Annotated in this window: 9 protein-coding genes; 5 read left to right on the forward strand and 4 right to left on the reverse strand. The window is 63.9% G+C overall.

Features of this window, described 5'->3' with window-relative positions; genetic code table 11:
• From WBB95_RS22650 to WBB95_RS22660, 3 genes are all read right to left on the reverse strand, one after another.
• The coding region (locus WBB95_RS22650; protein ID WP_424489603.1) for an acyl-CoA carboxylase subunit beta at positions 1-1134 on the reverse strand (1134 nt) is incomplete at its 3' end.
• Between the two features lie 3 nt (positions 1135-1137).
• Positions 1138-2010 (reverse strand): SDR family oxidoreductase, encoded by an 873-nt coding sequence (locus WBB95_RS22655; RefSeq protein ID WP_424489604.1) that lies wholly within the window; start codon positions 2008-2010, stop codon positions 1138-1140.
• 12 nt (positions 2011-2022) lie between these two features.
• Positions 2023-3801, reverse strand: a complete 1779-nt coding sequence (locus WBB95_RS22660) for an acyclic terpene utilization AtuA family protein (RefSeq protein WP_424489605.1) — start codon at positions 3799-3801, stop codon at positions 2023-2025.
• A gap of 155 nt (positions 3802-3956) precedes the next feature.
• On the opposite strand from WBB95_RS22660, the gene WBB95_RS22665 reads away from it, so the two are divergent.
• The 3 genes from WBB95_RS22665 to WBB95_RS22675 all read left to right on the forward strand — a co-directional run bounded on the left by WBB95_RS22665 (position 3957) and on the right by WBB95_RS22675 (position 6553).
• Complete coding sequence (locus WBB95_RS22665) at positions 3957-4580, forward strand: TetR/AcrR family transcriptional regulator (protein WP_424489606.1); 624 nt, start codon at positions 3957-3959, stop codon at positions 4578-4580.
• Positions 4581-4672: 92 nt separating this feature from the next.
• Positions 4673-5470 carry a substrate-binding periplasmic protein gene (locus WBB95_RS22670; protein ID WP_424489607.1) on the forward strand — a complete coding sequence of 266 codons (798 nt, stop codon included), beginning with the start codon at positions 4673-4675 and terminating at the stop codon, positions 5468-5470.
• A gap of 69 nt (positions 5471-5539) precedes the next feature.
• The gene (locus WBB95_RS22675; RefSeq protein WP_424489608.1) at positions 5540-6553 is read left to right on the forward strand and encodes a GNAT family N-acetyltransferase; all 1014 of its coding nucleotides are present in this window, start codon (positions 5540-5542) and stop codon (positions 6551-6553) included.
• 144 nt (positions 6554-6697) lie between these two features.
• Here the strand turns inward: WBB95_RS22675 and WBB95_RS22680 are convergent, their stop codons facing one another.
• Positions 6698-7249 (reverse strand): RNA polymerase factor sigma-70, encoded by a 552-nt coding sequence (locus WBB95_RS22680; RefSeq protein ID WP_424489609.1) that lies wholly within the window; start codon positions 7247-7249, stop codon positions 6698-6700.
• A 301-nt stretch (positions 7250-7550) separates the two neighbouring features.
• Here WBB95_RS22680 and WBB95_RS22685 point away from each other — a divergent pair, with 301 nt between their 5' ends.
• Positions 7551-8303 (forward strand): thioesterase II family protein, encoded by a 753-nt coding sequence (locus WBB95_RS22685; RefSeq protein WP_424489610.1) that lies wholly within the window; start codon positions 7551-7553, stop codon positions 8301-8303.
• A 51-nt stretch (positions 8304-8354) separates the two neighbouring features.
• On the forward strand, positions 8355-14591 hold a 6237-nt coding region (locus WBB95_RS22690; protein ID WP_424489611.1), incomplete at its 3' end, for an amino acid adenylation domain-containing protein.

Below are 14591 nucleotides of genomic sequence, written 5' to 3' on the forward strand. Positions count from 1 at the left end.
GCCGGTGGTGTTGTGCAAAAACAGCAGTGGCGTACGGCTCTGGTCGCACAGCTGGATAAACTGCGCGGCCTTGCTCGCGCCTTTGGGGGTGATGGGCCCGTTATTGCCGATCACCCCGACGGCGCGGCCCTGGATGTGCAGGTGGCCGCAGACGGTGTGGGCGTCGAACTCGCCCTTGAACGCCAGGAAGTGCGAGCCGTCCGCCAACCGGGCCAGAATTTCGCGCACGTCGTAGGGCTTTTTCGGGTCGTCGGGGATCAGTCCCAGCAACTCGTCGATAGGGTACAGCGGTTCGACGTAGTCGCGTTTGGGCCTGTGCGGCATGCGGTCATCCCACGGCAACAGGCTGACAATCTCGCGCACGATGCGCACGCCGTCGGCGTCGTTTTCCGCCAGGTATTCGGCGGTGCCGGCGGTTTGTGCGTGCATCTCGGCGCCGCCCAGTGCTTCATCCGTCGCGACTTCGCCGGTGGCCGCCTTGAGCAGCGGCGGGCCGGCCAGGAACAGCTTGGCCTTGCCACGCACCACCACCACATAATCCGACAACCCTGGCTGATAGGCGCCGCCGGCGGTGGCCGAGCCGTGCACGACGGTGATCTGCGGCAACCCCATGGCCGACATGCGCGCCTGGTTGGCAAAGCTGCGCGCGCCTTCGACGAAAATCTCCGCCGCGTAATTGAGGTTGGCGCCACCGCTTTCGGCGAGGGTCACCACCGGCAGTTTGTTCTCCATGGCGATCTGCTGCAGGCGCAGGGATTTCTTCAAGCCGGAAGGGGAAATGGTCCCGCCCTTGATCGCGCTGTTATTGGCCACCACCAGCATGCGCACGCCGCTGACATAGCCGATGCCGGCGATCAAGCCGCCACCGGCGGCGCTGCCGTCTTTGTCGTCGTGGAGCTTGTAGCCGGCCAGGCTGGCCAGTTCCAGAAACGGCGCGCCGGGGTCGAGCAGCAGGTTGAGGCGCTCGCGCGGCAGCAGTTGGCCGCGCTTGTCGAACGTGGGTTTGGCTTCGTGCGCCTTGCTCAGCAGGTTCAATTCCAACTGGCGCAGGTGGGCGATGGCGGCCAGCATCGCTTCGCGGTTCTGGGCGAATTGAGGGCTGTGGGCGTCGATCAGCGTTTCAATCACCGGCATGGGTTATTGCTCCGCCTTGAGCACGTCGGGCAGGTACGCACGGTGGAAACCGTTGAAGGGTTCACTCGGCGATTGCGTCTTTTGCAGCGGCCAGGCACGGCTGCCCAGGCTGGCGGCGCCGTCGATGCGCAGGGTGCTGCCGCTGATGAACGCGGCGGCGGGGCTGAGCAGGAACACAATCGCCGCGCTGACTTCCGACTCGGTGCCGATGCGCTTGAGCGGCACGTGTTCGCGCAGCGTCGGGATCACCGCCTTGAACGCGCCTTCGTAGGTGTCCATCCCGCTGGAAGCAATCCAGCCCGGCGCTACGGCGTTGACCCGCACACCGGCGCAGCCCCATTCGAAAGCGGCGGTCTTGGTGAAATTGTCCATGCCGGCGCGCGCGGCGCCCGAATGGCCCATGCCGGGCATACCGCCCCACATGTCGGCGAGCATGTTGACGATGGCGCCACCGTGCTTGCTCATCGATTGGTTGAACACTTCGCGGGCCATCAGGAAACCGCCGACCAGGTTGGTACGCAGCACGGTTTCAAAGCCCTTTTGATTGATCGACGCCAGTGGCGACGGGTATTGGCCGCCCGCATTGTTCACCAGCCCATGAATAGGCCCGTGCTCGTGCAGGACCTGCGTGACCAGCGCTTTCACGGCTTCTTCATCGCGAATATCGCAGGCCTGCCAATGCGCGGTGCCGCCGTCTTCGGCAATTTCCGCCGCGACCTTTTGCAGTTTTTCCGGCTTGCGCCCCACCAGAATCACGTGGGCGCCGAGGGCCGCCAACTCATGCGCGGTGCAACGGCCAATGCCGCTGCCGCCACCGGTGACAATCACGGTCTGCCCCTGGAACAGGTCGGCTTTGAAGATCGAGTCGAAGGCCACGGCAACGGTCCTTTAGGTGAGTTGGTCGGCAATGTGTTGCGGCACGGCGATGGGGATTTCCAGCAGTTGCTGGGCGAAGGCCTTGCCTTGCGGGTCAATGCGCAGGCTGGCGATGCCGCCACCGCCCAGTGCGTTTTCCAGCAGGAAATTCAGGCTGTGGCTGCCCGGCAAATACCAGCGTTCGACGCGGCCGTGAATGGGGTCGAGCACGTGGCTCAGCCAGTCGACGATCACTTCCGGCGTCAGCACTTCGGCGATCCACGGCAGGTATTCGGGGTCACGCGCAATCACGCCGATATTGCTGTGGTTGCCCTTGTCGCCGGAGCGCGCCACGGCTAGTTTTACCAGGGGCACACTGGCGTCGGCGCGGCCTTGGGGCTTGGGCGGATCCATCGGAGCGGCGGGCATGGCCAGCGCATCGGTTATGGGCAACGCACAAATGTGGCGTTCGGCCTGGTAGCCGATCACCAGCTCACACGCGGATTTGTCGATCAGAAACGAAAACAGCCGGATCAACGGGTACACCGTCGGCCGCCCGCCGACGATCCCCGTCAGCCCCGGTGCCATGCCGGTGGCCGCCTGGGCAATCTCGCGGGCAAACAGCACCAAGGCCTGCTTGCTCGGATGACGCACCGCGAGTTTCACCACCACTTCGCGGCTGTCCTGGCGCCTGGCGTGGGCGCCGTAGGTGGCTTCGCTGCCGAGCAGTTCAATGTTCACTTCGGTGTAAGGCGCCCAGCCGCGTTGGCTGAACAGTTCCGAGGTCTTGTGGATGATGGCCTGGCTGACGCGCTCGGCTTTTTCGACCGCATCAATGCCGGCGATCAGGCAACTGGCGGTGCAACGGAAGCCGTCCGGGTAAGTGGCGCTGACTTTGTACTGGTCGGTGGGCGGCAAGCCTTTGGCACCGTGCAGTCGCACACAGTTTTTGCCTTGTTGTTGCACGTTGACCTGGCTGAAATCGCAGATCACGTCCGGCAGCAAGTACGCGCGCGGGTCGCCGATTTCGTACAGCAGCTGTTCGGCGACGCTGAGTTCGCTGATCAGCCCGCCCGTGCCGTCGACTTTGTTGACGGTGAACTGGCCGTCGGCGCTGACTTCGACGATGGGGAAACCGATGTGTTCGTAGTCCGGCACGTCACGCCAATCGGTGAAGTTGCCGCCGGTGCACTGAGCGCCGCACTCGATGATGTGCCCAGCGAGCGCGGCTTGCGCGAGGCGGTCGTAGTCGTGCCAGGACCAGTTGAATTCATGCACCAGCGCGGCGCTGACCACTGCGCTGTCGACCACGCGGCCGGTGATGACAATGTCCGCACCCAATGCCAGCGCTTGGGCAATGCCGGGTGCGCCGAGGTAGGCGTTGGCGGAGACGCACACGGGCGGCAGCGGCGCACCGTTGAACATGTCGGTAATGCCCGACAGGTGCTTGAGGTGAGGTTGCAGGTCGTCGCCCAGCAGCACGGCGATTTTCAGCGGCACCTGGGCCTTGTCGCAGGCCGCTTGCAGGGCGGCGGCGCAGGCGCGTGGGTGGATGCCGCCGGCGTTGCTGATCACGCGGATACCTTGAGCCTGGATGTCCGCGAGCAGCGGCGTCAGGACCTCGACGAAGTCCGTGGCGTAGCCGGCCTGAGGGTCTTTCATCCGCGCACCGGCGAGGATCGACATCGTGACTTCCGCCAGGTAATCGAACACCAGGTAATCCAGCGCGCCACCGTGCACCAGTTGGGCGGCGGCGGTGCAGGTGTCGCCCCAGAAGGCGCTGGCGCAACCGATACGAACCGTCTTGCTCATGAGAAATCCTTCCTCGAATGGCTGGTGTCGAGACTACCAAGCAAGCGCTTGGTTTGTAAACATTCGACACAGGTTTTTGCCCAAGCGCTTGCTTGGTTGGCGGCCACGGCCTAAATTGCCGCCCAAGACGTCAGCAGAAGTGTAGGGAGAGAGGCATGGATGAGCAAAAAGCCCTGCGGGTGATGCGCACCATGGTCGACGGCGGCCAGTTGACCGACCCCGACAGTGCGCGGGGCAAGTTGCTGCAAACCGCGGCCCACCTGTTTCGCAACAAGGGGTTTGAGCGCACTACGGTGCGTGACTTGGCCAGCGCCGTGGGCATTCAGTCCGGCAGCATCTTTCATCACTTCAAGAGCAAGGACGAGATCCTGCGGGCGGTGATGGAGGAAACCATCCACTACAACACCGCGATGATGCGCGCGTCGCTGCAAGAAGCGACCAACGTGCGTGAGCGTGTGCTGGCGCTGATTCGCTGCGAATTGCAGTCGATCATGGGCGGCAGTGGCGAGGCGATGGCGGTGCTGGTGTACGAATGGCGCTCGCTGTCGGCCGACGGTCAGGCCCAGGTGCTGGCGCTGCGTGATGTGTATGAACAGATCTGGCTGCAGGTGTTGGGTGAGGCCAAGGCTGCCGGGTACATCAAGGGCGATGTGTTTATAACCCGGCGCTTCCTGACGGGCGCATTGTCGTGGACCACCACCTGGTTTCGCGCCGAAGGCAGCCTGACCCTGGAACAACTGGCCGAAGAAGCCCTGCTGATGGTGCTCAAGCCCGATTGAGGCGCAAGCCACTAATTTGATGGCAAAAGTTGTCTCGACTGACAAAAACGCCTAGCTTATCGCCATCGATGTATTAAACGGTGTGTGCCTTGATGTTTTCGCCATGGCGGCTGGCTGCAGGACTAACTTTATGGGCACTGGGCACTGCAGGGTGGATGCCGGCTTCGGCTGCACAACTGGTGAGGATTGGCGCCGCGCATTTTCCGCCCTACACCGTGCGCCCCGAGCAAGGGGCCGACACCGGCCTGCTGCCGCAACTGGTCGAGGCCCTGAACGCTGCGCAAACCGACTACCAGTTTGTGCTGGTGCCCACCTCCATTCCGCGCCGTTTTCGCGATTTCGAGCAGGGCAGGGTCGACATGGCGATCTTCGAAAACCCCAACTGGGGCTGGCAGGATATCCCCCACATCAGTGTCGACATGGGCCTGGAAGACGCCGAAATCTTCGTCGCCCAGCGTGAGCCTGGCCGCGATCAACGCTATTTCGCCGACCTTGCCGGCAAGCGCCTGGCGGTGTTCAGCGGCTATCACTACGCGTTTGCGCACTTCAACCCCGACCCCAAGTACATGGCCGAACATTTCAACGCCACGTTGACCTATTCCCATGACAGCAACCTGCTGATGGTTGCCCGCGGGCGCGCCGACATCGCCTTGGTCACCCGCTCGTACCTGAGTGATTTCATGGTGCGCAACGCGGACATGGCCGGGCAGTTCCTGGTCTCGGAACGCATCGACCAGATCTATCACCACTACGCCTTGCTGCGGCCAAAGGCACCCATCAGTGGCGCGGCGTTTGCCGGGTTGCTCAAGGGCCTGCGGGACAACGGCCAGATGCTGAAAATCTTCGAACCCTATCGCATTGACGTCACGGCGGTTTCCTCGACCCCATGACCGGCTAAATTTTTGTGCGCTGCTCACGTCCCTAGTGCTATCTGCCGACGAATACCGTGAGCCGCCACCATGTCCAATCTGAATGATTTGTCTGTCCTGCCGTTGCCGGCCGGGCCTGCCCTGAACGCCGATGAAACCGACACCCGCCTGAGCCTGACCCTTGAGGGGCAGCCGCTGATTCGACTGCGCCTTGAGCGTGGCGATGAGTTGCACGTGCATTTGCAGGAAGCCAACAGCGTCGCGCCCGCCCGCGCCTTGTGGAGCGCCTGTTATTGGTTATTCGTCAAGGAGCCGGCGCGCCAGCGTGTGGTCTGGCACCTTGAACATGCACCTGAGGACGCGCTGCGCAGCGGGCTGCTGGTGGCGACCGAGGTGGCCGGGCAGTTTCGCTGCGAACGCACGCTGTTCTGGCAATTGCCCCAGCCCTGGCTGGGCCAATCGCCCAGCGGCAGCTACCCGCAGCAGATGATCATCAGTGCCGGCAAACGCCATCCGGCGCGCGCGCCCAAGCCGCGCGGTGAAGTCTACCGTCGTTTCGATGCGCGCCTGGGCGCCTGGATTTCCTTGCGTACGGTTGAGATCGACGTGGACCTGGCGCGCTTCAACCGCTGGCAGAACAGCACCCGCGTGGCGAGTTTCTGGCAGGAAAGCGGCAGCCTCGAACAGCACCGCGAATACCTCGACAAGCTCGATGCCGACCCGCACACACTGACGCTGATCGGCTGTTTCGACGACGAGCCTTTCGCTTACTTCGAAGCCTATTGGGCCAAGGAAGACCGCATCGCGCCGTTCTACGCGGCGGGCGATTATGACCGTGGCATTCACATGCTGGTGGGCGAGGAGCATCACCGCGGGCCGCACAAGGTTGCGAGCTGGCTCTCGGCGCTGGTGCACTACCTGTTCCTCGACGACCCGCGCACCCAGCGCGTGGTGGCAGAGCCGCGCGCAGACAACGCGAAGATGATCGGCCACATGCACAACCAGTGCTTTCACTGCGAGAAAGAGTTCGACTTTCCGCACAAGCGCGCGGCGTTGATGATTCTGGGGCGGGAGCGGTTTTTTGAGCGCTGTGGGTTAGTGTGAACTCAAGTGGGAGCTGGCTTGCCTGCGATGCAGACGCCACGGTTTTTCAGTTAGACCGAGGTGATGCTATCGCAGGCAAGCCAGCTCCCACACAAGCTGGCTCCAGGCAAGCCAGCGCCCACATTTTTCTGATCGGCGTTGTGCTCAGACCCGCCGCGCAAACGTATCAGTATGGCTGCCCGACACCTTGCGGCAATGCACCAGCGCATCACGAATCATGAAGTTTACCAGGGTCGGCGACACGCCCAGTTCCTTGGCGATGTCTTTTTGCGGCACGCCGTGCAGGCGGTACATCTCGAACGCGTAGCGGGTGCGCTGGGGCAGCTCCGTCAGCGCGTCGGCGATGTTTTCCAGGGTGCTGAAGTTGATGTGCGAGGTTTCCGGTGAAGCGCCGTGAATGACCACATTCAAGCCTTCCTCCTCCGTCCCGGAGTATTTGAGCTCCAGGGCCTGCTTGCGATAGTGGTCGATCGCCAGGTTGCGCACGATCTGGAACAGATAGCTGAGCTGGGCCTTGAACGATGACGTGATCGTCGGCGCCGATTGCAATCGGAAGTAGGCGTCCTGCACCACGTCTTCGGCGCGGGAGCGACAGCCGGTAATGCGTGCCGCGATCTTCACCAATATCAGCCGATTGTCGACGAATGCCTGGAGAAGGGGTGAGTCGCACCTGCCTGTGGATACTTGTTCCGTCATGGAATTCACCTTGTTGCCAAAGAGGTTGGGAGAGGGCGTCCTTGCTGAGGCCTCCTACACATCGGGCAACAAATTAGGCTGAATGATAATGATTGTCAAATGAGAAGACGAACTAATCTTATGCTTTCCTGTGCGGTGTAATCCCTGCCTCGCTCGTCCCGGCGACTAATTATTTGGCGCCTCCGTCCGTTCTCATGGGTGACAGGACCGTTCCCAAAGCGGCCAAGGATCAGCACCCGCAGGAGGGCGAAATGGGTTTTTATCGTGCACGCAGCGTGTTTCAGTCTGGAGTTCTCACCCGATGAGTACGCCGACCCGGTTGCGCCTGTTTTGCCTGCCCTACTCAGGGGCCAGCGCCATGGTGTATTCGCGCTGGCGCCGGGCTTTGCCTGACTGGTTGCAGGTCTGCCCACTGGAGTTGCCGGGGCGCGGCATGCGCATGGACGAACCGCTGCAGCGCGACATCAAGGCCCTGGCCGCGCAGTTGGCCGCTGAAATCAGCCAGGACTTGAATGGCCCGTACGCCTTGTTCGGTCACAGCCTCGGTGGCCTGTTGGCGTTCGAACTGGTGCACGCCTTGCGTGAACGTGGCGCGCCCGCACCATTGGCGTTATTTGCCTCCGGCACCGCTGGCCCGGCGTGCCGTGATGTCAGCGAATACGCCGTTGAAAAGACCGACGCGCAACTCATCGCCCGTCTGCGTGAGCTGCAAGGCACCGCCGAAGAAGCCCTCGCCAACCCTGAATTGATGCAGTTGATGCTGCCGATCCTGCGCGCCGATTTTCTGCTGTGCGGCAGTTTCACCTATGGCGAGCGCGAGCCATTGGGCATGCCGATCCACGTGTTCGGCGGCAAGCAGGACAGCGTGCGCGCCGACCAGTTGCTCGACTGGCAGGCCGACGCCGCGAGTGGCTTTTCCCTGGACATGTTCGACGGCCACCACTTCTTCCTCGTGCAACACGAAAGCGCTGTGCTGCGTTGCCTGCGTCGCTATGCCGACGAACACCTGGCGCGCTGGCGCGTTGACGCGGCGCGGCGCCTGGTCGCCAGTTGAGCGCTCACTTATTCCCGAATTTCCCGTAAGCCGATTTCAGGCAGGAACCCCATGATGGACGCCTTCGAACTTCCCCGCACCCTGGCCCACTCCCTTCAACGTCGCGCTGCGCAGACCCCGGACCAGGTCGCCCTGCGCTTCCTCGCCGACTCCGCCGAGCACAACGTTGTGCTCAGTTATCGTGACCTGGACCAACGCGCGCGCAGCATTGCCGCCGCCTTGCTGGCCAACGCGGCGTTGGGCGACCGTGCGGTGTTGTTGTTCCCCAGCGGCCCGGATTACGTCGCGGCGTTTTTTGGGTGCCTGTATGCCGGGGTGATCGCGGTGCCGGCTTACCCGCCGGAGTCCACCCGCCGTCATCACCAGGAACGTTTGCTGTCGATCATCGCCGATGCCGAGCCGCGCCTGTTGCTGACCATCGCCAGCCTGGCCGATGGCCTCGCCCAGATCGAAAACGCCCCGCGCGTGTTAAGCGTCGACACCTTGAGCGCCGAGGGTTCAGGCAATTGGGTCGGCCCCGAGCTGCAGCCTGACGACATCGCTTTTTTGCAATACACCTCCGGTTCCACCGCATTGCCCAAGGGCGTGCAAGTCAGCCACGGCAACCTGGTGGCCAACGAAGTGCTGATCCGCCGGGGGTTTGGCATCGACCTCAACCCTGGCGACGTGATCGTCAGCTGGTTGCCGCTGTACCACGACATGGGCCTGATCGGCGGCTTGCTGCAACCGATTTTCAGCGGCGTGCCGTGCGTGTTGATGTCGCCGGCGTACTTCCTCGGCCGGCCATTGCGCTGGCTTGAAGCGATCAGCGAATACGGCGGCACCATCAGCGGCGGCCCGGATTTCGCCTACCGGCTGTGCAGTGAGCGGGTCAGTGAGTCGGCCTTGGAGCGGCTGGATTTGAGCAAATGGCGCGTGGCCTATTCGGGCTCCGAGCCGATTCGGCTGGACACCCTGGAGCGCTTCGCCGAGAAGTTTGCGGCCTGTGGTTTCACCCCGAACAACTTCTTCGCCTCCTACGGGTTGGCCGAGGCGACCTTGTTTGTGGCCGGTGGCACCCGTGGTCGCGGCATCCCGGCCTTGCGCGTGGACGAACAGGCGTTGGCCGCCAACCGCGCCGAGCCGGGGCAGGGCAGTGCGATCATGAGCTGTGGCAGCGGCCAGCCTGCGCACGCGGTGCTGATTGCCGACCCGCACACGCTCACGGAGCTTGCCGACAACAACGTCGGCGAGCTCTGGGCCAGCGGCCCGAGCATCGCCCACGGTTACTGGCGCAACCCTGAAGCCACCGCCAAGACCTTCGTCCAGCACGCGGGCCGCACCTGGCTGCGCACCGGCGACCTGGGGTTTATCCGCGACGGCGAGGTGTACATCACCGGTCGCCTGAAAGACCTGCTGATCGTGCGCGGGCACAACCTCTACCCCCAGGACATCGAGCAGACCATCGAGCGTGAAGTGGAAGGGGTGCGCAAGGGCCGGGTCGCGGCGTTTGCCGTGCATGACCAGGGCCTGGAAGGCATCGGCATCGCCGCGGAAATCAGCCGCAGCGTGCAGAAAATCCTGCCGCCTGACGCGCTGATCAAAGCCATCCGCCAAGCCGTGGCCGAGGCCTGCCAGGAAGCCCCGAGCGTGGTGGTGTTGCTCAACCCCGGCGCCTTGCCGAAGACCTCCAGCGGCAAGGTGCAGCGCGCGGCCTGCGCGATTCGTCATGCCGATGGCAGCCTCGACAGCTATGCGCAATTCCCCGATCTGCAAGTGCAGGCGGGCGACGTGGCGCTTGAATCCGAACTGCAACACCAGATCGCGGCGATCTGGTGCGAGCAGTTGCAGGTGGCAACCGTGGCCGCCGATGACCACTTCTTCCTGCTCGGCGGCAACTCCATCAGCGCCACCCAAGTGGTTGCGCGTCTGCGCGAGACCCTGGGCCTGGAGCTGAACCTGCGCATGCTGTTCGAAGCGCCGAGCCTCGCGGCCTTTGCCGCGAATGTCGCGCAATTGCAGCAGGACGGCGGCGTGGCCCAAGGCGCGATTCAGGCCTTGTCGCGTCAGCACGAACTGCCGCAATCCCTGGCACAAAACCGCCTGTGGATCACCTGGCAACTCGACCCGCAGAGCAGCGCCTACACAATCCCCGGCGCCCTGCGTTTGCGTGGCGAGCTGGACGAAGACGCCGTGCGCGCCAGCTTCCAGCAGTTGATCGAGCGCCACGAAGCCCTGCGCACGCGCTTTTACGAGCGCGACGGCGAGGCCTTCCAGCGTGTGGAGGCCACCCGCGCGTTCGAGCTGCAAGTCATTGACCTCAGTGACTTGCCCGTTGCCGAGCGCGAAGCGCGTGCGCAACAGATCCGTGAAGACGAAGCGCGCACCCAGTTCGACCTGGAGCAGGGCCCGCTGCTGTGGGTCACGCTTGTGCGTCTGGATGATGAAGACCACCAGTTGCTGGTGACGCTGCACCACATCATTGCCGACGGCTGGTCGCTGACTGTCCTCATCGATGAGTTCTCGCGCCTGTATGCCGCCGCCGCGCAGGGGCAAGCCCTGAAACTGCCACCGTTGGCTCTGCAATACGCCGACTACGGCAGTTGGCAGCGCCAGTGGCTGGCTGAAGGCGAAGGCCAGCGACAACTGGCGTACTGGAAGGCGCACTTGGGCGAGGAACACCCGACCCTGAACCTGGCGACTGATCACCCGCGTTCGGCGCAGCATCGGCGCAGCGCCTCGCGTCACAGCGTGCGGCTGGGCGCCGACCTCGGCGAAGCGATTCGCCAGACTGCCCAGGCCCATGAGTCCACGCCGTTCATGCTGTTGCTGGCAACGTTCCAGACGCTGTTGTACCGCTACAGCGGCCAGCGCGATATCCGCATCGGCGTCCCCAACGCCAACCGCCCACGCCAGGAAACCCAAGGCCTGATAGGGTTCTTCATCAACACGCTGGTACTGCGCACCGAACTGGATGGGCGCTTGCCTTTCAATGCACTGTTGGCCGCCACCCGCGAGGCCGCGTTGGGTGCCCAGGCCCATCAGGACCTGCCGTTCGAGCAGTTGCTCGAAGCCTTCCCGCAAGCCCGTGAACAAGGCCTGTTCCAGGTCATGTTCAACCACCAGCAGCGCGACCTGAGCGCCTTGCGCCGCCTGCCGGGCATGCTCGCCGATGAGTTGCCGTGGCACAGCCGCGAAGCCAAGTTCGACCTGCAACTGCACAGCGAAGAAGACCGTAACGGGCGCTTGAGCCTGTCGTTCGACTACGCCGACGAACTGTTCGACGCCTTGACCGTCCAGCGCCTGGCCGAGCATTTCATCAACCTGTTGCAGGCCGTGTGCGCACAGCCCGAGCAGGCCATCGGCGACCTGAAGCTGATGCAGGCCGACGAACAACAGTCGTGCAGCGAAGCGCCGTGCGCGCCCGCACAGCAATGGTTGCCCGAACTGCTCAACCACCACACCACCGACAACACCGCGCTGGTCTGGCAGGACGGCAGCCTGACCTTCGCCCAACTGCACACCCAGGCCAACCGCCTGGCCCATTACCTGCGCGACAAAGGCGTCGGCCCCGACGTGTGCGTAGCGATTGCCGCCGAGCGTTCGCCGCAGCTGTTGATCGGCCTGCTGGCGATCATCAAGGCCGGCGGCGCCTATGTGCCGCTGGACCCGGATTACCCCACCGAGCGCCTCGCCTACATGCTCAAGGACAGCGGCGTGCACCTGCTGTTGACCCAGACCGCGTTGCTGGAGCAATTGCCGGTGGCGGAAGGCGTCTGCGTGATTGCGATGGACAGCCTGCACCTGGACAGCTGGCCGACCCAGGCCCCGGGCCTGCATTTGAATGGCGACAACCTCGCCTACGTGATCTACACCTCCGGCTCCACCGGCCAGCCCAAGGGCGTGGGCAATACCCATGCGGCCCTGGCCGAGCGCCTGCAGTGGATGCAAGCCACTTATCAACTGAACCCGACCGATGTGCTGATGCAAAAGGCGCCGATCAGTTTTGACGTGTCGGTCTGGGAGTGCTTCTGGCCATTGATCAGCGGTTGCCAGCTGGTGCTGGCGGGCCCGGGCGAGCATCGCGACCCGCACCGCATCGCGCAATTGGTGCAGGAGCACGGCGTGACCACGCTGCACTTTGTGCCGCCGCTGTTGCAGCTGTTCATTGATGAGCCGCGGGTGGCCGAATGCACCAGCCTGCGTCGTGTGTTTTCGGGTGGCGAAGCCTTGTCCGCCGAGTTGCGCAATCGCGTGTTGGCGCAATTGCCGGCGGTGCAGTTGCACAACCGTTATGGCCCGACCGAAACCGCGATCAACGTCACCCACTGGCACTGCCAGGCCGAAGATGGCGAGCGCTCGCCGATTGGCCGGCCGCTGGGCAATGTGATCTGCCGCATTCTGGACGAACAGCTCAACCCATTGCCCGCGGGCGTGCCGGGTGAGTTGTGCATCGCAGGCATCGGCCTGGCCCGGGGTTACCTTGGCCGCGCCGGGCTGACGGCCGAGCGTTTTGTCGCCGACCCGCTGGGCGAAGCCGGCACACGCCTGTACCGCACCGGTGACCGCGCACGCTGGAACGCCGACTACGTAATCGAATACCTTGGCCGCCTCGATCAGCAAGTCAAACTGCGCGGTTTCCGTATGGAACCGGAAGAAATCGAAGCGCGCCTGCTTGCCATGCCGGGCATCTCCCAAGCCGTGGTGCTGGTGCGTGACCTGCAGCTGATCGGTTACTACACCGCCAGCACCGAGCTGGACGAACAGGCGGTTAAAACCGCCGTGGCCGCCGAGCTGCCGGAGTACATGGTGCCCGCCTTGCTGATGCGCCTGGAGGCCATGCCCTTGAGCCCCAGCGGCAAACTGGACCGGCGTGCACTGCCCGAGCCGGTGTGGCACGTGCGTGAACACGTCGAGCCGCGAACAGCGTTGCAGCAGCAGATTGCAGCGATCTGGCGCGAAGTGCTTGGCCAGCCGCGCATCGGCCTGCGCGATGACTTTTTCGTGTTGGGCGGCCACTCGTTGCTGGCCACGCAAATCATCTCCCGCACCCGCCAGGCCTGTGACGTCGAGCTGCCGCTGCGGACCTTGTTCGAAGCCAGCGAACTGGGCGCTTTTGCCGCGCAAGTCGAGCTGATTCAAGCGTCCGGCCAGCGCAACCAGCAAACCGCCATTGCCCAGGTTGACCGCCGCCAGCGCGTGCCGCTGTCGTATTCCCAGCAACGCATGTGGTTCCTCTGGCAGCTGGAGCCGGACAGCCCTGCCTACAACGTCGGCGGCATGGCGCGCCTGCGCGGTGTGCTGGATGTGGGGCGGTTCGAGGCCGCCTTGCAGGCCCTGATCATGCGTCACGAAACCCTGCGCACCACATTCCCGAGTGTCGACGGGGTGGCGTATCAGCAGGTCTCGCCGCAGACCGGCCTGCGCATGGATTGGCAGGATAGTTCGGCGCTGAGCCCAGCCGAGCGTGAGCAGCGCCTACAGCGATTGGCCGATCATGAAGCCCATACGCCGTTCAACCTGGAAACCGGGCCGCTGTTGCGCGCCTGCCTGGTCAAGGCCGGGGAGCAGGAACACTACCTGGTGCTGACCCTGCACCACATCGTCACCGAAGGCTGGGCCATGGACATTTTTGCCCGTGAGCTCGGCGCCCTCTACGAAGCCTTTATCGACGAACGCGACTCGCCGCTGGCGCCGTTGCCGGTGCAGTACCTCGACTACAGCGTATGGCAACGCCAGTGGCTGGAAAGCGGCGAGCGCCAACGCCAGCTGGATTACTGGACCACGCAACTGGGCCACGAACATCCGTTGCTGGAGCTGCCCGGCGACCGCCCGCGACCACCGGTGCAAAGCCACCGGGGCGAGCTGTACCGCTTCGACCTGAGTGATGACCTGGCCGCCCGCGTACGCGCGTTCAACGCCGAGCGCGGCCTGACGCTGTTCATGACCATGACCGCCACCCTGGCGGTGCTGCTCTACCGCTACAGCGGCCAGACCGACCTGCGCATCGGCGCCCCGGTGGCCAACCGTATTCGCCCTGAAAGTGAAGGGCTGATCGGCGCGTTTCTCAACACCCAGGTGCTGCGTTGCCAGCTCAGCGGGCAGATGAGTGTCGCCGAACTGTTCGAGCAGGTGCGCCACACCGTGATCGAAGGCCAGTCCCATCAGGACCTGCCGTTCGACCATCTGGTGGAGGCCCTGCAACCACCCCGCAGCGCGGCGTACAACCCGCTGTTCCAGGTGATGTGCAACGTGCAGCGCTGGGAATTCCAGCAGAGCCGCACCCTGGCCGGGATGACCGTCGAATAC

The organism is Pseudomonas sp. (assembly GCF_049645325.1).
Lineage (GTDB): Bacteria > Pseudomonadota > Gammaproteobacteria > Pseudomonadales > Pseudomonadaceae > Aquipseudomonas.

Excerpts from the sequence above, each read along its gene's own strand:
- WBB95_RS22665 (WP_424489606.1), top strand. The coding sequence starts at position 3,957 with ATGGATGAGCAAAAAGCCCTGCGGGTGATGCGCACCATGGTCGACGGC.
- WBB95_RS22685 (WP_424489610.1), top strand. The coding sequence starts at position 7,551 with ATGAGTACGCCGACCCGGTTGCGCCTGTTTTGCCTGCCCTACTCAGGG.
- WBB95_RS22670 (WP_424489607.1), top strand. The coding sequence starts at position 4,673 with ATGTTTTCGCCATGGCGGCTGGCTGCAGGACTAACTTTATGGGCACTG.
- WBB95_RS22680 (WP_424489609.1), bottom strand. The coding sequence starts at position 7,249 with ATGACGGAACAAGTATCCACAGGCAGGTGCGACTCACCCCTTCTCCAG.
- WBB95_RS22675 (WP_424489608.1), top strand. The coding sequence starts at position 5,540 with ATGTCCAATCTGAATGATTTGTCTGTCCTGCCGTTGCCGGCCGGGCCT.
- WBB95_RS22660 (WP_424489605.1), bottom strand. The coding sequence starts at position 3,801 with ATGAGCAAGACGGTTCGTATCGGTTGCGCCAGCGCCTTCTGGGGCGAC.